Below are 17,619 nucleotides of genomic sequence, written 5' to 3'. Positions count from 1 at the left end.
CAGCATTCGTTCACCAGTTCGAGTGGATCTTGATCCGATTCATGGCACTCCCCTGAGCGGTCCCGCCAACCTGGATGCATGGGTACTGTGGTGGACCAAGGGCAAACGTGGGTTTTCGAGAGGAGCGCTGTCATGGCCGCACCAGCGTTCGACCCGACTGCCAGGTTCGACCCGCTGGTCGATCTCGACGGCTTGTGGACACCCGAGCTCGCCGACCGGTACCTGCCGATCCCGGGGATGCCTCCGGCGAAGTACGAGTGCCTGGACGGAAAGCTGATCGTGAGCCCGCGTGAAGGAACCGCAAACATGTTCGCCGTGTGGATGCTGGGAAAGCTCCTGGAACCGGCGGCAGCGGCGAATGGAAACCGCTTCTACCTGACGGTGAACCTGCAGCTGGACCAGCAGAGATGGATCGAGCCGGACTTCGCCGTGCTCGTGAAGTCGGGGCACGGACGCGTGTGGGTTCCGGCCGGGGAAGCACTGCTCGTCGGCGAATGCGTGTCACCGTCCAGCCGGAAGAACGACCGCATCGACAAGCCGGCGCTCTGCGCTCAGGCGGGCATCCCGTACTTCATGCGCGTGGAGGTTTCGTACGCGCGCCAGCGAGTCGAGGTCGAGCTGCTGCGGCTTGTGGACGGCGAATACCGCGATCAGGCCAAGGCTCTCGACGGGCAGCGCTTCGAAACCGACCTGCCGTTCGAGCTGTCCTTCGACCCGGGCGAACTCCTCGAGCCCTGAGGGCTGTGGGAGCGTCCGGCGGCTGGTGGGCCGGGGCTGCGGAGCGGGGCCCGGGCGGCGGCTGGGGGCCGGGGAAGCCGGGCCGGGCGGTTTGGAAACCAGGGCACACCCAACGGGGTCCAGTGGGCACGCCGGGCCGGCGGTTGGGAAACCAGCGCAAACCCAACGGAATCCGGTGGGCAAGCCGGGCCGGCGGTTCGCGGCGCAGAGCGGAGCAGGCCGGGCGGTCCTCCTCCGCGGAAGCGTTGCCAGCGGGCGGAAATCTGGGCAGTGATCTGGCCCTTGCTTCAGCTCTTCCCGACCAGTTCCCGGAGTGAGTGGACCAGGACTCGGTCGGCGTCCAGCCAGTCCAGGGCGGGCAGGTCCGCCGCCTTCACCCAGCGGACGTCGTGGTGCTCGACGGCCTTCGGGGCCGCTGCCGGGTCGACCAGTTCGGCGCTGTGGATCCGCAGGATCATCCCGTTCGACAGGGGCACGTCGGTGCCGACCCGACCTGTGGGCCGCACCTCGACGTCGAGTTCTTCCTTGCACTCCCGGACGACCGCGTCGCGTTCTCCCTCCCCTGGCTCCACCCGGCCACCTGGCAACTCCCAGCGGCCCGCGTGGTCGGCGGGATAGCGGCGCTGCTGCGCCAGCAGGAGTCCACTTCGGACGATCGCGGCGCCGACGACGACCTTCCGGCCCGCCCACGACTCGGCCAGCTCCCGCACGGCCCTGATTCGCTGGGCCTGCACTGCGAGCACCTTGCGGCGCAACAGCGCCACGTCGGCCAGACGCCCGGCTCCGCCGAGCGGCGTCGTCCAGTGCACCGAGTCGGTGATCAGGGTGCGGTCACCGACGGCGGCGAGAACCGCTTCGTGCCGCAGCTCCCGCAGCGGCCCGGCGACCAGCACTGAGGTGAGGGCGTCCGCATCGGCCCGGACGATCCGCGTGCGCAGCGAGACCGGCACTCCGAGCACCGGCATCCGGAACGCAAGCTCGTCCCCCGGCACGAGCAGCGCCGACGCCTTCCCCACCACGCGGGCGCGCACCCCGAGCCCGGCCAGCGCGTGTTCGGCGAGTGGGATGTCGCGGAGCGCACCTCCGACGGTCGGCAGCGGCGCGTCGATCAGGCCCGTGGTTCGCAAGACTGGCACGTGACGACATCTTGCCCCACCGGGACTCCGTCCAGGTGGTGAGATGGGCGATGACCACACCGCGCCGGACACCTGGGCTGGTGGGGAGGACCACCGGCGACGACCCGGGCGTGGACAGGCGAGGGTCCGCTCGACCAGGAACGTCAACGGCGAGAACGAAGAACGGGCCGCCCGACCGCAGACGCCAACGGCGTGTACATACGAAGACCCTCCGGCCAGGGACATCAGCGGCGAGAACGGACGACGGAGCGCCCGACCGGCGACGGCTCGTGGCGCGCAGGGCTCAAGCGCTCGGCCCTGGCCGCTGACGGCTCCCGTGCGGAAGGGCGCGGGACAACGCGCCTGTCACCGTCGCCGTCGTCTCACAGCGCCTCCTACCGCTGTCGCCATCTCACAGCGCCCCTGCGGGCCGTCGCCCCACAGCGCCCCCGCGGCCATCGCCCCACAGCGCCCCCGCGGCCGTCGCCCCACAGCCCGCCCCAGCGCCGCCGTCTCACAGCCCGCCCGACCGCCGCGGTCGCCTCACAGCGCCCTGCCACTCCCCCGTCGCTACCGCCGCCCGTCGTCGCGGCGAACGGCGGGCAGGAGGGGACCCGAAAGGGGCCAGCGTGCCTCGATGCGGGCTCCGCCCTCGGGCGACTCGCCCGCGCGGACGGTGCCGCCGCGGCGGCGGACGGCCTCGGCAACCAGTGCGAGCCCGAGGCCGCTGCCGCCGGTGCTGCGCGCCCGGTCGGCCTCGACGCGGTGGAAGCGGTCGAAGACCTGTGCCCGGTGTTCGGCGGGGATGCCGGGGCCGTCGTCGTCGACCAGCAGCCGCACGGAGTCCGCCGCGGGCAGCAGCGACACCCGGACCAGTGCGCGGGCGTAGCGCAGGGCGTTGGAGACGAGGTTGTCCAGGACGGTGGCCACCTCGTAGGGGCTGGCGGAGACCACCAGCGCCGCCGCCGAGGTCTCGACCTGGACCCGTGGCCGGACTCCCCGCATGTTCGCCCTGTCGGCCGCCGCGCGCACGGCCGACACCAGGTCCACCGGTCGCGGCGGTGGCTGGCTGCCGCGCTCCGCGCGGGCCAGCGCCAGCAGCCCGTCCACCAGATCGGAGAGCCGCTTGGCCTCGTCGGCGATCTCCTGCAGCGCCTCCTGCGCCTGCTCCGGGTCGGGGTGCACCACCGCGACCTCGGCCTGCACGCGGATCGCCGAGACGGGGTTGCGCAGCTCGTGCGCGGCGTCGCCGGTGAAGCGGCGCAGCCACTCGGTGTCGGCGTCGCGGCGGGTGAGCATGCTGTTGAGCGCTTCGGCGAGCGCCCGCAGCTCGTCGTCGGCCTCGGGCACCGGCAGCCGCTCGCCCTCCGGCAGCGTCCCGGCCGCCACCCGCAGCCGCTCCACCGGGCGCAGGCAGCGGCGCACGACGATCCAGGTGGCCAGGCCGATCGTCGTCGCCGACAGGATCGAGCCGAAGACGAGGAAGTTCCCCGCGGTGCTGAGGGTGTCGCGGTACCCGACGAGCGGCGTGCCCGCCAGCACCAGGCGAGGTTCGCCGCGCGGGTCGGGGACGACCGCGCCCACCCAGCGGCGCCACTCGGCGTGGTCGCGGTGCTCTATGACGCCCTCGCCCTCCTTGAGGTCGTCGATCTCGCGACCGCCGAGCGCCCGCGCGGGCAGGCCGTCGACGGGGGTGCCCGCGACGTCGAGCACCCGCAGGTCGGGTCCGACCAGCGCGGCGGGGTCCGCGCCCGAGGCCAGTTGCGAGGTGGCCGCCGTGGCCCTGCGCCGGAGGTCGGTGTCGACCGAGTCGAGCAGCAGCCAGCCGACGAAGCCGGTGCTGGCGTGCGCGATGGCGCCCAGGGCGCAGAGCGCGACGACGGTGGCGACCGCGCTGGTCCGGAACTGGATCGTGCGGCGCGACCACCACGACCGCACTGGACGGGGCAGCCTGATCACGACGGCTCGTCGCTGACCCGGTAGCCGTGGCCGCGCACCGTCTGCACCAGGTGCCCGGCCCCGGCGGCGGTCAGCTTGCGGCGCAGGTAACCGACGTAAACCTCGACGACGTTGCGCGTGACGAACTGGTCCTCGCCCCACACGGTGCGCAGCAGGTCCTCCTTGGACACCACCGCCCCGGGACGCCCCGCGAGCGCGACGAGCAGCCCGTACTCACGGGGCGAGAGCGACACCTCGGTGCCCGCCCAGCGCACCTCGCGGCTGCTGCGGTCGATCAGCAGCTCGCCGACGCGCAGCTCACCGCGCCCGGCCGCCTCGCCGCGCCGCAGCAGGGCCCGGATCTGGGCCACGAGCACCAGGAACGAGAACGGCTTGACCAGGTAGCCGTCGGCGCCCAGGTCGAGCCCGTCGGCCTGGTCGACCTCGCCGTCCTTGGCCGACAGCAGCAGGACGGGCGTTGCGACGTCGTCCGCGCGCAGCCGTTCGAGCACGCGGTAGCCGGAGAGCTCCGGCAGCATGATGTCGAGCACGACGACGTCGAACGCGCCGGTGCTCGCCAGGCGCAGGGCCTCCACCCCGTCGGACGCGACCGTGACGTCCATGCCCTCGGCCGACAGCCCCCGGCGCAGCGCCGAGCGGACTCCCGGTTCGTCGTCGACCACCAACACCCGCGCCGCCATGGTTCTCAGCATGCCGAGGTCGGGGTCCGTCGTGCACCGTCTCTAAGAGAGTTCTCAGCTGCGGAGGCAGGTCTCAGGCTCTTCTCAGCGTCGGCGGGTCACTCTGGCAGTCCGGGAGCCACGGCTCCCGCAGGGGGAACGGACAGCGACAGGAGACAGTCCAATGAAACGAAACCACGTCACGCTCACCGCGACGGCAGGGGTGGTGGCCGGCGTCGCCGGGCTCACCGCGCTGGCCCTGCCGACCGGTGCGGGCGCCGATCCCGTGCTCCCGCCGGTCGCGCCGGAGGCGCTGGTGGAGTCGGTGATGACGGCCGCGCCGCCCGCCCTGTCCGGCACGGTGGAGGTCGACAACGCGCTGGGCCTGCCGATGATCCCCGGCCAGGACGCGAGCACCTCCGTGCTCTCGCAGAGCCACAGCGCCTTCCAGGTGTGGACCGACGGCCAGAGCAGGCACCGGGTGTCGCTGCCGTCCTCGGCGGGCGAGAACACGATCGTCGACGACGGCGCGACGGTGTGGAGCTGGGACTCGGCGGAGCGCACGGTCACCAGGGCCCCCCACGACCGCGCTCCGGCGCCGGAGCACAAGGCGCCCGCCGACCCGGCCGCGATGTCGCGGCAGCTCATCGACGCCGTGCGCCAGACCAGCGAGGTGTCGGTCGACGGCACCGCCAGCGTCGCCGGCCGCGACGCCTACGAGCTGGTGCTGAAGCCGAAGCCGACCGAGCGGACCGTGCTGCGCGAGATCCGGATCGCCGTGGACGCCGAGAAGCGCATCCCGCTCGCGGTCACGGTCGGCACCAACGGCTCCGACAGCCCCGCGCTGCACGTCGGCTTCTCCAGCCTGGACCTGGCGCAGCCCGACCCGGCGCTGTTCCGCTTCACCGCTCCCCCCGGCGCGCAGGTTCGCGAGGCGGAGGAGACCGGGCCGCACGGCAAGCCCGGCCCGGGTGCCGAGCACCCCGAGCCGACCGTCATCGGCGACGGCTGGGACACGGTCGTGCGGACCGAGCTGCCCAAGGGCGAGGGCGCCGAGGGCAACCCGATGGCCATGGTCGAGCAGATCGGCAGGCCGGTCAGCGGCCCGTGGGGCCAGGGCTGGCTCATCCAGACCAAGGCCGGTTCGGCGCTGGTTACCTCCGACGGTCGCGCCGTCGCCGGCGCGGTCCCGGAGCAGGTGCTGACGGCCGCGCTCGGAAACGCGTGATGACCGGAGTCGTCGAGTCCGCCGGGGTGGCCACCGCCGCCCCGGCGGGCGGTTTCGCCGCCCGCACGGCGGGCCTGCGCAAGACCTACGGGGAGACCGTCGCCGTCGCCGGGGTGGACCTGACCGTCCCGCGCGGCGCGGTCGTCGGCGTCCTGGGCCCCAACGGGTCCGGGAAGACGACCACGATCCGGATGCTGCTGGGGCTGACCCGGCCGACGGCGGGCACGGTCGAGGTGCTCGGCCACCCGGTGCCCGACGGGGCGGCGCACGTGCTGCCCGGCGTCGGGGCTCTGGTCGAGGGTCCCGGTTTCCACCCCTTCCTGTCCGGGCGGGAGAACCTGATGCGCTGCGCGGCGATGGAACCCGCGCTCGCCAACGGCAGGCTGCGGGACGCCGTGGCCGACGCGCTCGAACGCGTCGGGCTCACCGCTGCCGCGCACCGCAGGTACAAGGGCTACTCGCTGGGCATGAAGCAGCGCCTGGGGCTTGCCGCCGCGCTGCTGGTCCCGCGCGAGCTGGTTGTGCTCGACGAGCCGACCAACGGCCTGGACCCCGCCGGGACGCGGGAGATCCGGCGGATCATCGCCGGCCTGCACTCGGTGGGCACGACCGTGGTCGTGTCGTCGCACCTGCTGTCCGAGGTGGAGGCGACGTGCACGCACGTCGCGGTGATGAACCGGGGATCGCTGGTCGCCCAGGGCGATCTCGGGGAGCTTCTGGAGTCGGGCAGGCCGCACCTGGTGGTGTCCACCGCCGACGTCGAAGGCGGCCTGCACGCGCTGCGCGACCAGGGGATCGCGGCCCGCGAGGAGGACGGTGCGCTGCGCGTCGAGCTGACCGACGTCGACCCGCCCGAGGTCATCGCCGCCCTCGTGCACGCAGGGGTCGGGGTGCACGAAGCGCGCCGCGGCCGGGCGGGCCTGGAGGACCTGTTCGCCCAGCTCACCGAGGAGGCAACTTGACTTCTCTCCCGCGTGAACGCGGGAGATTCAGTCCTCGCGGACTGAGTTTCCTGCTTCACAGCCCAGCGCCGCCCGAGGAATCGCACCTCGGCATGTGCGGTGTGCCGCCACGGTCTTACCCAAGCTCCACAGGCTTGACATCCCGCCAGCCCGGCGGTAGCTCAGTCCGAGCTTGGTTTTCGCCCGGACCGGAGGCCCAACCCTACAACCGCCCGAACAACACCGATCTTCCTGGTAAAGGCCAACAACACCCGGGATCGACTCCTCCCCACCCTCAAGGATGGGGTATCCACCGATTGGAGCCCCGATGACCGCGGTCGCGGTGGAACGCACGTCGGCGCCGCTGGGCAGGGTGCTGCTCGCCGAGCTGCGGTGGGTGCTGCGGCGCCCGCGCAACCTGCTCGCCCTGGTCATGCTGGCGGGCCTGCCCGTCCTGATCGGCATCGGGATCGTCCTCACCGGAGGTCCGGAGGGCGGTGACGGACCGCCGCTGCTCGCCGCGGTCGCGGGCAACGGGCTCGTGCTGCCGGTGGCGACCATCGTGCTGGCGCAGACGATGCTGCTTCCGCTGGTCGTCAGCATGACCGCGGCGGACGCACTGGCGGGCGAGTCCGCGCACGGCACGCTGCGCGGACTGCTGCTCGCGCCGGTCGGGCGGGTCCGGCTGGTGGGCGTCAAGGCCGCCGGGGTGCTGGCGATGGTCGTGCTGTCGGTCGGTGTGATCGCCGTCAGCGGCGTGCTGACCGGGCTGGTCATCGTCGGCGGCGACGGCATGGTGTCGCTGTCGGGCACGACGCTGCCGCTGGGCAGCGCGCTCGGCCGGGTGGTGCTGGCCGCGGCGTGGTCGGCGGCGCAGATGGCCGCGATCGGCGCGATCGCGCTGGCGATCTCGTCGCTCACCGACCACCCGCTGGTGGTCATGGCCGCCACGATGGGGACGCTGATCGTCTTCGGCGTGCTGGGCAGCCTGCCCGCGCTCGACTGGTTGCAGCCGCTGCTGATCACCACCGGCTGGACGTCGGTGGTCGACGTGCTGCGCGACCCGGTCGTCACCGGCGCGCTCCTCGACGGTCTGCTCCGCGCCGGCTGCTACCTGCTGATCGGCGTCTCGGCGACCGTGCTCCGGATCACGACGAAGGACGCCTGACACGCCGAACACCGCCCGGACGAACACGCTCCGGAGTCCACCGACCGCCGTCCGCAACCGCGGGCGGCGGTCGGTTCGTGATTCGGGCCTCCCTCTCTGCCGCCTCGGCGCGCCTGTTGACGCTGACGGCGCCGACGCCGCCGGCACGCCCCGAGGGGCGGGGTCCCGGCCTGGCGAATCCGTTGCGCGGCACCACTTTCCACCTCTCGGCGGCGTTGCGAAAGTAGCAAGACAGCACAACGTCGTAACGACATCGCAACCCCTCCCTTGACATATACCCGCTGCATATGGCGTCTTGACAGCCGAGTTGAGGTCGGCAATGGTCGATGCGATCGATTGACTCATCAATCAGTCGCAGGCCGAGGACGCAACACGGGCGGGACTTCCCGCCCCAGGGAGGTTTCGCCGGATGCCGAGCAGAGGGCGGCCGATCACCGGTCCGAGTCGTCGCGACTTCTTCCGGTACGTCGCGGCGGGAGCGACCGCGGCCGGCGCGGGAGCGGTCGCAACCGGATGCGCCGGGGGCGCGGTCCGCAAAGCACCGCTGCCGTCCGGGCCACCGCGCTACGGAGGACGGCTGCGCGTCGGGATCGTCGGCGGCTCCAGCAAGGACACCCTCGACGCGCACGCGCCGGTGACCCACCCCGACCAGGCCCGGGTCTTCCAGCTCTACGACACGCTGCTGCGTTTCAACGACAACTACGAGATCGAGCCGTCGCTGGCCGAGTCGGTCGAGTCCGACCCGCAGGCGGTCACCTGGACGATCCGGCTGCGCGAAGGCGTGGAGTTCCACAACGGCAAGCCGCTGGACGCCGAGGACGTCATCTTCACGTTGCGGCGCATCAGCGACCCGGCCAACCCGCAGAGCGGCGCGGTCGGCCTGACGGCACTGGACCGCGACTCGCTGCGGGCGCTCGACAACCGCACGGTCCGGCTCACCATGCTGCGCCCGGACGTCACGCTGCCCGACCAGTTCGCCCAGTACGCCAACGGGATCGTGCCGGTCGGCTACGACCCCGACCGTCCGGTGGGCACCGGGCCGTTCGCCTTCGACTCCTTCGAACCCGGCCAGCAGAGCGTGTTCACCAAGCACCGCAACTACTGGCGGGAAGGCGAGCCCTACCTCGACGAGCTGGTCATCAGCGACTTCCCCGACGACACCGCGCGGGTCAACGCGCTGCTCGGCGGGCAGGTCGACGCCATCGACCAGGTGCCGCTGGGCCTGCTGCGAGTGCTCGACGCGGACCCGAACCTGCGGCTGCTGGAGTCGCAGACCGGTGCGTGGCTGCCGTTCACCATGCGCGTCGACCGCCCGCCGTTCGACGACGTCCGGGTCCGGCAGGCGTTCCGGCTCGTCGTCGACCGGCAGCAGATGATCGACCAGGTTCTCGGCGGCCACGGCACGGTCGGCAACGACCTCTACTCGCCTCTCGACCAGATGTACAACTCGTCGCTGCCGCAGCGCACCCGCGACGTGGCCAAAGCCCGCCGGCTGCTCAAGGAGGCGGGCAAGGAGAACCTGAGCGTGGAGCTGGTCACCTCGCCCGTGGCGGCCGGGACGGTCGAGGCGGCGCAGGTGTTCGCCCAGCAGGCTGCCGAAGCCGGCATCAAGGTCGGCATCCGGCGGCTGGACCCCGGCGAGTTCTTCGGCGACCAGTACCTGTCGTGGGACTTCGCGCAGGACTTCTGGTTCACCCGCAACTTCCTGTCCCAGGCGGGCAACGGCAGCCTGCCCGAATCCCCCTACAACGAAACGCACTGGGCGCATCCGGAGTTCACCGACCTGGTGCAGCGCGCGCGGGCCACGACCGACCCGGCCGCGCGGCGCGAGCTCATCTGGCGCGCGCAGCAGATCGAATGGGAAAGCGGTGGTCACATCATCTGGGGCTTCCCCAACCAGCTCGACGCGCACAGCGTCCGCGTCGCCGGTCTCGGCGTCGACCGCAGCGGGATTCCGCTGAACTCCTACGGATTCCGGCGCGCATGGCTGGCGCGGTGAGGGCGGTGCTTCGATGACTCGGTTGCTACTCAAGAGAATCCTGCTCGGCGTCCTGATCCTCTGGGCCGTCTCGGTCGTGGTCTTCCTGGCCACCCAGGCGCTTCCCGGTGACGCGGCGCGGGCGATCCTGGGCCGCGAGGCCACGCCGGAGCGGCTGGCGGCGCTGCGCGAGCAGCTCCAGCTCGGGGAGCCGCTGCACGTGCAGTACCTGTCGTGGCTGGGAAATCTGGTCCAGCTCGACCTCGGCACGTCGTTCTCGAACGGGATGCCGGTGTCGGAGCTGCTCGGCGAGCGGCTGAACAACTCGCTCGCGCTGATGCTGTGCGCGACGGCGATCAGCGTCCCGGTGGCGCTGCTGGCCGGCACCTACAGCGCGCTGCGCAGGGACAAGGCTTTCGACCACACGACGTCGGTGCTGACGCTGGTGCTCGCGGCGCTGCCGGAGTTCGTGGTCGGCATCGTGCTGGTGCTGGTCTTCTCCACCGGCGCGCTCAACCTGCTGCCCGCCGTCTACGTGATGACCGAGTCCGGCTCGGCGTGGAGCGACCCGGTGCAGCTGGTGCTGCCGACGATGACCATGGTGCTCGCCGTCTCGCCCTACATGGTGCGCATCATGCGCGCGACCATGATCGAGGTCCTGGAGAGCGAGTACGTGCAGCAGGCCCGGCTCAAGGGCCTGCCGGAGCGCACCGTGATCCTGCGGCACGCGCTGCCCAACTCCATCGGCCCGGTCGCGCAGGTCGTCGCGCTGCAACTGGCGTGGCTGGCGGGCGGCGTGGTGATCGTGGAGTTCCTGTTCCGCTTCCCCGGCATCGGGTTCGCCCTCGTCGACGCGGTCAACAACCGCGACCTGCCGGTGGTGCAGACGCTGGCGCTGGCGATCGCCGCGGTCTACATCGTGGTGAACCTGCTGGCCGACCTGGTGAGCCTGGCGGCGAACCCGAAGGTGAGGTCCGCGCAATGACCGCGACGACGAACGCACCCGCCGTCCAGCACGTGCCCCGCGCCGCAGGCGTGCTGCGCACCGCGCTCCGCCTGCCGCGCAGCAAGGTCGGGCTCGGGCTCGCCGCCCTGGTCCTGCTCGTCGCGGTGGCCGGCCCGTGGATCGCCCCGCACAGCGCGACGGAGTTCGTCAACACCCCGTTCTCCGATCCGGCCGCCGGTTCCTGGTTCGGCACCGACAACCTGGGCCGCGACGTGCTGACCCGCTTCCTGCACGGCGGTCGCACGCTGCTGATGCTCGCCGCGGTGGCGACGCTGCTCGGCGTCGGGCTCGGCGCGCTGCTGGGCATGTACGCCGGCTACCGGCGCGGGTGGCTGGACGAGTCGGTGATGCGCGTGGCCGACATCGTGCTGGCGTTCCCGCAGGTGGTGCTGGCGCTGCTGTTCGTCAGCGTGGTCGGCCCCGAGCTGTGGCTGCTGGTGCTGGTGGTCGCGGGCGGTCACCTGCCGCGCGTGATGCGGGTGGTCCGGGCGGCGACGCTGTCGGTCGCCGAGCGCGACTTCGTCAAGTCGGCGGAGGCGATCGGGATGTCGCGCACCCGCATCCTGCTCGGCGAGATCCTGCCCAACGTCACCGGCACCGTGCTGGTGGAGCTGGGCCTACGGCTGAACTACTCCATCGGCATCGTCGCCGGGCTGAGCTTCCTCGGCCTCGGACTGCAACCGCCGACCGCCGACTGGGGTTTGATGATCAACGAGAACCGCATCGCGCTGACGGTGCAGCCGTGGGCGGTGGCGCTGCCGGTGCTGGCCATCGCGGTGCTGACCATCGGCACGAACCTGGTGGCCGACGGGCTGGCGCGGTCGGTGGCCGGCGTCGACCGCGGAATCGAGAAGGGAGGCCGGAGCTGATGACGACTGCGCTGAACGCCGCCGGCGTCGAGGTCCGCGGCGTGCCCTCGGAGGCCGCGATCGTCGCCGACGTCGACTTCACCCTCGCACCGGGCGAGATCCTGGGCCTGATCGGCGAGTCGGGTTCGGGCAAGACCACGCTCGGGCTGGCGATGCTGCGCTACTGCAAGCGCGGCACGCGCATCGCCGGTGGGCGCATCACCGTCGGGGACACCGACCTGGTGGGGCTGTCCCCCTCGGAGGCCGCGGCGATGCGCGGCAGGCGGGTCGCCTACATCCCGCAGTCCCCGGCGTCGGCGCTCAACCCGGCGTTACGGCTGCTGACGCAGCTCTCCGAATGCGTGCACGACGTGTCGGGCTCGCGGGCGCGGGAGCGCATCCGGCAGGTGCTGGAAGAGGTCGCGCTGCCCGGCGACGACGAGTTCCTGCGCCGCTACCCGCACGAGCTCTCGGGAGGGCAGCAGCAGCGGATCGCGATCGCGATGGCCTTCGTCGGACGCCCGGAGGTCGTGGTCCTCGACGAGCCGACCACGGGGCTCGACGTCACCACGCAGAAGCGGGTGCTGACCACCATCCGCGAGATGTGCGAGCGGCACGGCACCGCGGGCGTCTACATCTCGCACGACATGGCCGTCGTCGCCGAGCTGGCCGACCGCATCGCGGTGATGTACTCGGGGCGCATCGTGGAGACCGGGCCGACCGGGCAGGTGCTCGCGCACCCTCGCCACCACTACACCGCCGGGCTGGTGCTGGCGGTGCCGGACCTGGACGGCTCCCGCGCGATGCAGGCCATCGACGGCCACGCGCCCTCGCCGCTGGACCGGCCCGACGGTTGCGCCTTCGCGCCGCGGTGCGCGGCGGCCACCGCCGAATGCCGCGACCAGGTACCCGAGCTGGTGGAAGTGTCGGCGGAGCACCTGATCCGCTGCCTGAACCCGCGCTCGGAACTGCTCGAGGTGACCCCGCGCGACTCGGATCCGGCGGCGGTCGAAGCGAAACCGGTGCTGGAGGTCGAGGGAGTCGGTGCCTGGTACACGAAAACGCCCGTGCTGCGGGACGTGACGCTGTCGGTGCCCGCCGGGTCGTGCCTGGCGCTGCTCGGCGAGTCCGGCAGCGGCAAGACGACGCTGTCGCGCTGCTTGGCCGGGCTGCACCCGAAGCACCGGGGATCGGTGCGCCTGCACGGGACGGAACTCGCGCGCAGCAGCGCCAAGCGCACCCGCGAGCAGCGCCGCCAGGTGCAGTACGTGTTCCAGAACCCGTACGAGTCGCTGAACCCGCGGCGGCGGGTGCGCGACCTGGTGGCTCAGCCGATCTCGGTGCTGGGCGACGGTTCGGCCACCGGCACCGGCGAGCGCGTCATCGAGGCGCTGGAGCTGGCGGCGCTGCGGCCCGACATCGCCGAGCGCTACCCCGACCAGCTCAGCGGCGGCGAACGGCAGCGCGTCGCGATCGCGCGGGCGCTGGTCACCAGGCCCGAGGTGCTGGTCTGCGACGAGATCACCTCCGCGCTGGACGTCTCGGTGCAGTCGGCGATCGTGGACCTGCTGCGCGGACTCCAGGAGAAGATGGGGCTGTCGCTGGTCTTCGTCACGCACAACATCGCGCTGGTGCGCAACATCGCCCAGCAGGTCGCGGTGCTGCAGGACGGCCGGATCGTCGAGCAGGCACCGGTGGCGGAGCTCTTCGCCTCCCCTCAGCACGAGTACACGCGCTCACTGCTGGTCGACGCCCCGAACTTCCAGATCGAAGGGGCGCTCTGATGGCGGTGGTGCACGGGCGCTTCGACGAGGCGTTCGACCACGTCGCAGCGGAGTTCGCGGCGGTCCTGGACGCCGACGGCGGCGCGGGCAGCGCCTTCGCGGTGTTCCGCGACGGCCGTCCCGTCGTGGAGCTGCACGGCGGACACCGCGACCCCGACGGCGAGCAGCCGATGACGGCGGACACGCTGATGCCGGTCTTCTCCGGCACGAAAGGCGTCGTGTCCACCGCGATCGCGCTGCTCGTCGAGCGCGGGGCGATCGATCCGGACGCGCGGGTGGCCGAGTACTGGCCGGAGTTCGCGGCGGCGGGCAAGCAGGACGTGCTGGTACGGCACGTGCTTTCGCACGCCGCCGGGCTGCCGTACCCGGAGCGGCGGATCACGCCGGAGCAGTCCCTGGACAACCCGGGCATGGCCGCGCTGCTCGCACGGCAGAGTCCACTGTGGCCGGTCGGCGAACGGGTCGCCTACCACGCCCTCACCTTCGGCTGGCTGGCAGCCGAGCTCGTGCGCCGCACCGACGGCCGCGAGATCGCGCACTTCGTGCGCGACGAGATCACCACCGCGCTCGGCGTCGACGTGTGGCTCGGCCTGCCGTCGTCCCAGTGGCACCGCACCGGACGGTGCTGGCGCTCCCCTGACTACCGGGTGGCGAACCGCCTGGACACCGCGGAGAGCCGCGCGCACACCGAGAAGGTCTACGGCAACCCGCCGTCGCTGGTCGGCGACGGCACGCCGTGGAACACCGAAGGGTGGTGGACCGGCGGCGTGCCCGGCGGCGGGGCGATGGCCACCGCCGGCGGCATGGCGGGCGTGTACGCGGCGCTGGTGAGCGGCAACCTCGTCAGCCCGTCGACGCTGGACCGCGTGCACCGGGAGGAAAGCCGCGGCGAGGACCCCGGCACCGGTCGCCCGCTGGTCTTCGGCCTCGGCTTCGAGGTGCAGGATCCGCTGGGCACCTACGGCCCGGAACCGGTCGCCTTCGGCCACAGCGGTGCGGGCGGCTCCCTCCACGGCTGCTGGCCGCACCGCGGCGTCGCCTTCTCGTACGTGCCGTGCATGATGCGCCCGGAGGAGGACGACGGCCGCGCCCAGCGCCTGCTCACCGCCCTGCACACCTGTCTGGGGTGACGGCAGGCCGCCGTCGGTGACCGTCCCGCCGAAAAACCCTGGACCGGCACGCCGCCCCGGGTCGTAGTCTTGGCCGATGGACTTCGAGTTGGACGACTCCCTCGACCGCGTCGACCGGGACGTGCTGTGGGACTTCATGTCCAGCCAGGCGTACTGGGGCCGCTGGCGCTCTCGCGAGGACCTGGAGCGCCAGCTCGCCGGGGCGTGGCGCGTCGTCGGCGCCTACGAGCGGCCCGGCGGCCGGATGATCGGGTTCGCCCGGGCCTTCTCCGACGGCGTTGCGAGCGCCTACCTGGCCGACGTGTTCACCGTCCCGGAGGCCCGCGGGCACGGCGTCGGCAAGGCGCTGGTGCGGACGATGATCGACGAGGGGCCCGGACAAGAGTTCCGCTGGATGCTGCACACCGACGACGCCCACGGCCTGTACCGCGGTTTCGGCTTCGCCGAACCCGACCAGACCTACATGGAGCGCCGGGCGTCCGGCAGCCGCGCCCAGGCCCCGGAGGGCGGCGTTCAGCGACAGTCCGGCGCCGCCGGGAGTCAGCCCACGAGCTGAGCGAGCTGCTCGTCGAGGTAGCGGGCCATCTTCGGGACGTCGGCGGCGGCGAAGGTGTTCCACCGCTCGCCCGCCTGGTTGCGCCGGGTCGTCACGCTGTAGCGGCCGTCCTCGGTGTCGCGCCAGCCGATCGCGGGCAACCGCACCGGCTGCCCCGCGCCGTCGTGGCCGCTGACGACGAAGTAGCCGACCCGCAGCAGCGGCAGGGCCATGATCGCCTGCGCCTTGCGCAGCTCGCTCCCGCTGCGGCCGCCGGCCGACTTCTGCACCGCGCCGAGCCAGGACTGCTCCTCGTCGTCGGCACGGCGGTTCGCCGGTTCCGGTGTCCCGGCCGACACGGTGGCCGCCTCGAGACGTCCCTCTGGGTGGGTGGGCAGCAGCTGCGCGCAGATCCGGGCCAGCCCGCGCACGTCGACGTACTCGAACCGCACGCCCCGTGGCTCCTGTCGCGCGAGCACGCCCGTGCGGCCGGAAACCGCCACACAGCCGCGGAACACGTCCTCGGACCCGACTTCGTAGGAGGTGATCGCGATCGACAGGTTCGAGCGGTCGACGAGCTTCACCGCCGTTTCCACGTCGGGCTCCGGACGGCGCTGGTCGGCCAGTCCGCGACTGCTCAGCTCCGCCCAAACCTCCCGGCGGATCGCCGCGCGTTGATCGAGTGTCGTGCCGAAATGGGGGATCTCGAACGGGAACCGCCGCAAGTTGACTCGCAGGTCCTCGCCCAGGATGTCGGCCGCCTCCAGCGACAATGCGAACGAATCGACCACCACTTCTCCCTTCGGGCACGACGTCTTTCCCCGGGAAGCCCAGCTCCCCGGGGAAAAACCTGTTCGCAGTTCCTTCTTCGCGGCGGCTACGACGGCAACGGTTGCGCCGACCAGTCCGCTACCGCATTCGCGTCTCGCCGCTCAATTCCCGTCACCGGTCCGGTTCCGGCGAATTCCCCTCATTCACCGAAAACCGGTGGTGCGACCTGGGGCAACCCGAGGTCGTCCCACGCCTCGTCGGTTTCCACCATGTACTTGTTCTGGTGTTCCTGGTCCTCTTCGGAGTCGCCTTGGCCACCGCGCCCGCCTGCGCCGGCACCCATCGCTCCGGCGCCGCGGCCGCTTCCTGCCCCGGAACCCGTCGCTGAGCCGCCGCCTGCTCCAACGCCGCCGAGCGCACCGGCCCCGGCGCGGCCTCCGGCGCCGAGCTGGCCGCCGGCGCCGACACCGCCAACGCCACCGACCCGGCCACCGGCACCCACGCCTCCGCCAACGCCTCGGCCTGACCCTCCGCCTGCACCGCCACCACCTGCGCGGCCGCCACCTGGCCCGGGTGTACCCCGGCCACTGCCCGCGCCGGGCGGACCGCCCCTACCTTGCTGCTGCCCCGGCGGAACCGGTGCCCACCGGCCGTTGTAGGGATTGCGCCGCTCCCACTGGCCCGTCTTCTCGTTCCACCGCATGTCCGACTGGCCAGGCCGCGAGGTGCTCGTGTGCTGGAGCCACTCCGGAGTCGTGGTCGTCGGCCGTCCTGTCGTGTCGCGCGGGAGCGACGTCGGATCGTCCGTTCCCACCCGCGCCCACGAGGACTGGGTCGTGGCCGGCGTGCCCGTGGTGTTGTTCGTGCTGGTCGAGGTCGTGGAGGTCGTCGTGCTGGTCGTCTCGTTCGGTTCCTTGAAAGTCGAGGTCGGCCTGTACTCGCTCCGCAGCTCGCAGTTGGTGGGCTCGATCGGCGGAGGCGGCGGTGGGGCGAAGGACGGCGTTCCCGCGGCGGCCTCCCCGAAGCTGCCTTCCATGGTCTGCATGACCTGGGCGGCTTCGGTGTGCGCGGCCTGGCTCTTCTCGTGCTTCTCCACCATGTCGTTGACCCGGCTGATCATGGTGAACGGATCGCCGCTGGCGGCGACGCCGGCCATCTCCTTGCGGAGGTCGAACTCGACGACCTCGGGCATCGAGTTCCGGGCCCGCTCGGCGGCCTCGGCCTGCATCCCCATCTGGTTCGCCGTCAGCTGCGCGGCCTGACCAGAGCTGCCCATCCGGTCGGCGACACCGGTGACGTGCGCACGCATCGCGTCACCGGCCTGGCCCTGCCAGGTCTGCTCGGTCCTGGTCGCGGCTTGGCGGATGCGGTTGGAGAAGTCGATCAGCGTCTGGCCGTGCCCGTGGTAGGTCCTGCCCACGTCGTGCACCGCACCGGGGTCGAAGTTCTCCTTGACGAACCTGTCGAGCTCCTTGTGCTCGAACGACAGGTAGTGCGTGCCCCCGAGCGCCGCCGGGCGCTCCCGCAACTCCTGGTTCTCCGACAGCGCCTGCGCCTGCTGCCGGGCGTACTCCGAGGCCGCCTTCTGCGCATCCACCCGCGACTTGACCTCGGCGATCACGTTGCCGACGTTGCCAAGGAGCGGAATGTCCTCCAGCCCGCGGTTCTGCTCGCGCGCCTGCTCGTAGGCATGCTGCTCGCGATCGGCGACGTACTCCGACCCCTCGTACGGCGACGTCATCCTCGCCCCTCCCCCTCC

At 72.1% G+C, this 17,619-nt stretch carries 15 protein-coding genes; 10 read left to right on the top strand and 5 right to left on the bottom strand.

Annotated elements, in window-relative coordinates; genetic code table 11:
- Positions 1–132: 132 nt before the first annotated feature.
- Positions 133–738 (top strand): Uma2 family endonuclease, encoded by a 606-nt coding sequence (locus HUO13_RS05025; protein ID WP_211900309.1) that lies wholly within the window; start codon positions 133–135, stop codon positions 736–738.
- A 287-nt stretch (positions 739–1,025) separates the two neighbouring features.
- On the opposite strand, the gene HUO13_RS05020 is transcribed toward HUO13_RS05025, so the two are convergent.
- From HUO13_RS05020 to HUO13_RS05010, 3 genes are all read right to left on the bottom strand, one after another.
- A complete protein-coding gene (locus tag HUO13_RS05020) occupies positions 1,026–1,874 on the bottom strand; it encodes an NUDIX domain-containing protein (RefSeq protein WP_249124460.1) in 849 nt (282 codons plus the stop codon).
- 549 nt (positions 1,875–2,423) lie between these two features.
- Positions 2,424–3,812 carry a sensor histidine kinase gene (locus HUO13_RS05015; RefSeq protein WP_211900308.1) on the bottom strand — a complete coding sequence of 463 codons (1,389 nt, stop codon included), beginning with the start codon at positions 3,810–3,812 and terminating at the stop codon, positions 2,424–2,426.
- Positions 3,809–4,492, bottom strand: coding sequence for a response regulator transcription factor (locus tag HUO13_RS05010; protein WP_249124459.1), 684 nt, complete (start codon positions 4,490–4,492; stop codon positions 3,809–3,811). Before HUO13_RS05010 ends, HUO13_RS05015 begins: the two co-directional genes overlap by 4 nt.
- Positions 4,493–4,655: 163 nt before the next feature.
- On the opposite strand from HUO13_RS05010, the gene HUO13_RS05005 reads away from it, so the two are divergent.
- From HUO13_RS05005 to HUO13_RS04965, 9 genes are all read left to right on the top strand, one after another.
- On the top strand, positions 4,656–5,699 hold the full coding sequence (locus HUO13_RS05005) for a LolA family protein (RefSeq protein ID WP_211900306.1): 1,044 nt from the start codon (positions 4,656–4,658) through the stop codon (positions 5,697–5,699).
- A complete protein-coding gene (locus HUO13_RS05000; protein ID WP_211900305.1) occupies positions 5,699–6,661 on the top strand; it encodes an ABC transporter ATP-binding protein in 963 nt (320 codons plus the stop codon). Before HUO13_RS05005 ends, HUO13_RS05000 begins: the two co-directional genes overlap by 1 nt.
- Before the next feature lie 307 nt (positions 6,662–6,968).
- Complete coding sequence (locus HUO13_RS04995; protein ID WP_211900304.1) at positions 6,969–7,808, top strand: ABC transporter permease subunit; 840 nt, start codon at positions 6,969–6,971, stop codon at positions 7,806–7,808.
- Between the two features lie 409 nt (positions 7,809–8,217).
- Positions 8,218–9,807, top strand: coding sequence for an ABC transporter substrate-binding protein (locus HUO13_RS04990; RefSeq protein WP_211900303.1), 1,590 nt, complete (start codon positions 8,218–8,220; stop codon positions 9,805–9,807).
- Positions 9,808–9,820: 13 nt separating this feature from the next.
- Positions 9,821–10,771: an ABC transporter permease gene (locus HUO13_RS04985; protein WP_211900302.1), complete on the top strand. Its 951-nt coding sequence runs from the start codon at positions 9,821–9,823 to the stop codon at positions 10,769–10,771.
- On the top strand, positions 10,768–11,661 hold the full coding sequence (locus HUO13_RS04980; RefSeq protein ID WP_211900301.1) for an ABC transporter permease: 894 nt from the start codon (positions 10,768–10,770) through the stop codon (positions 11,659–11,661). The genes HUO13_RS04985 and HUO13_RS04980 overlap by 4 nt, the downstream gene beginning before the upstream one ends.
- A complete protein-coding gene (locus HUO13_RS04975; RefSeq protein WP_211900300.1) occupies positions 11,661–13,424 on the top strand; it encodes an ABC transporter ATP-binding protein in 1,764 nt (587 codons plus the stop codon). The genes HUO13_RS04980 and HUO13_RS04975 overlap by 1 nt, the downstream gene beginning before the upstream one ends.
- Positions 13,424–14,554, top strand: coding sequence for a serine hydrolase domain-containing protein (locus tag HUO13_RS04970; protein ID WP_211900299.1), 1,131 nt, complete (start codon positions 13,424–13,426; stop codon positions 14,552–14,554). Before HUO13_RS04975 ends, HUO13_RS04970 begins: the two co-directional genes overlap by 1 nt.
- A 76-nt stretch (positions 14,555–14,630) precedes the next feature.
- Complete coding sequence (locus tag HUO13_RS04965) at positions 14,631–15,110, top strand: GNAT family N-acetyltransferase (RefSeq protein WP_211900298.1); 480 nt, start codon at positions 14,631–14,633, stop codon at positions 15,108–15,110.
- Here the strand turns inward: HUO13_RS04965 and HUO13_RS04960 are convergent.
- Both HUO13_RS04960 and HUO13_RS04955 read right to left on the bottom strand, forming a co-directional pair.
- Positions 15,095–15,880, bottom strand: a complete 786-nt coding sequence (locus HUO13_RS04960) for an ESX secretion-associated protein EspG (protein WP_211900297.1) — start codon at positions 15,878–15,880, stop codon at positions 15,095–15,097. The two genes, HUO13_RS04965 and HUO13_RS04960, sit on opposite strands and share 16 nt — an antisense overlap.
- Before the next feature lie 179 nt (positions 15,881–16,059).
- Positions 16,060–17,601, bottom strand: a complete 1,542-nt coding sequence (locus tag HUO13_RS04955) for a hypothetical protein (RefSeq protein WP_211900296.1) — start codon at positions 17,599–17,601, stop codon at positions 16,060–16,062.
- Between the last annotated feature and the right edge of the window lie 18 nt (positions 17,602–17,619).

The sequence above is a fragment of the Saccharopolyspora erythraea genome, from assembly GCF_018141105.1.
GTDB classification, from domain to species: domain Bacteria; phylum Actinomycetota; class Actinomycetes; order Mycobacteriales; family Pseudonocardiaceae; genus Saccharopolyspora_D; species Saccharopolyspora_D erythraea_A.
The sequence above is the reverse complement of the archived record's forward strand: the minus strand, read 5'-3'. Positions and strand labels throughout refer to the sequence as shown.

Coding starts and splice junctions, on each gene's coding strand:
- HUO13_RS04980 (WP_211900301.1), top strand. CDS start 10,768: ATGACCGCGACGACGAACGCACCCGCCGTCCAGCACGTGCCCCGCGCC.
- HUO13_RS04970 (WP_211900299.1), top strand. CDS start 13,424: ATGGCGGTGGTGCACGGGCGCTTCGACGAGGCGTTCGACCACGTCGCA.
- HUO13_RS04965 (WP_211900298.1), top strand. CDS start 14,631: ATGGACTTCGAGTTGGACGACTCCCTCGACCGCGTCGACCGGGACGTG.
- HUO13_RS05000 (WP_211900305.1), top strand. CDS start 5,699: ATGACCGGAGTCGTCGAGTCCGCCGGGGTGGCCACCGCCGCCCCGGCG.
- HUO13_RS05010 (WP_249124459.1), bottom strand. CDS start 4,492: ATGGCGGCGCGGGTGTTGGTGGTCGACGACGAACCGGGAGTCCGCTCG.
- HUO13_RS04995 (WP_211900304.1), top strand. CDS start 6,969: ATGACCGCGGTCGCGGTGGAACGCACGTCGGCGCCGCTGGGCAGGGTG.
- HUO13_RS04955 (WP_211900296.1), bottom strand. CDS start 17,601: ATGACGTCGCCGTACGAGGGGTCGGAGTACGTCGCCGATCGCGAGCAG.
- HUO13_RS04975 (WP_211900300.1), top strand. CDS start 11,661: ATGACGACTGCGCTGAACGCCGCCGGCGTCGAGGTCCGCGGCGTGCCC.
- HUO13_RS04985 (WP_211900302.1), top strand. CDS start 9,821: ATGACTCGGTTGCTACTCAAGAGAATCCTGCTCGGCGTCCTGATCCTC.
- HUO13_RS05025 (WP_211900309.1), top strand. CDS start 133: ATGGCCGCACCAGCGTTCGACCCGACTGCCAGGTTCGACCCGCTGGTC.
- HUO13_RS05005 (WP_211900306.1), top strand. CDS start 4,656: ATGAAACGAAACCACGTCACGCTCACCGCGACGGCAGGGGTGGTGGCC.
- HUO13_RS04990 (WP_211900303.1), top strand. CDS start 8,218: ATGCCGAGCAGAGGGCGGCCGATCACCGGTCCGAGTCGTCGCGACTTC.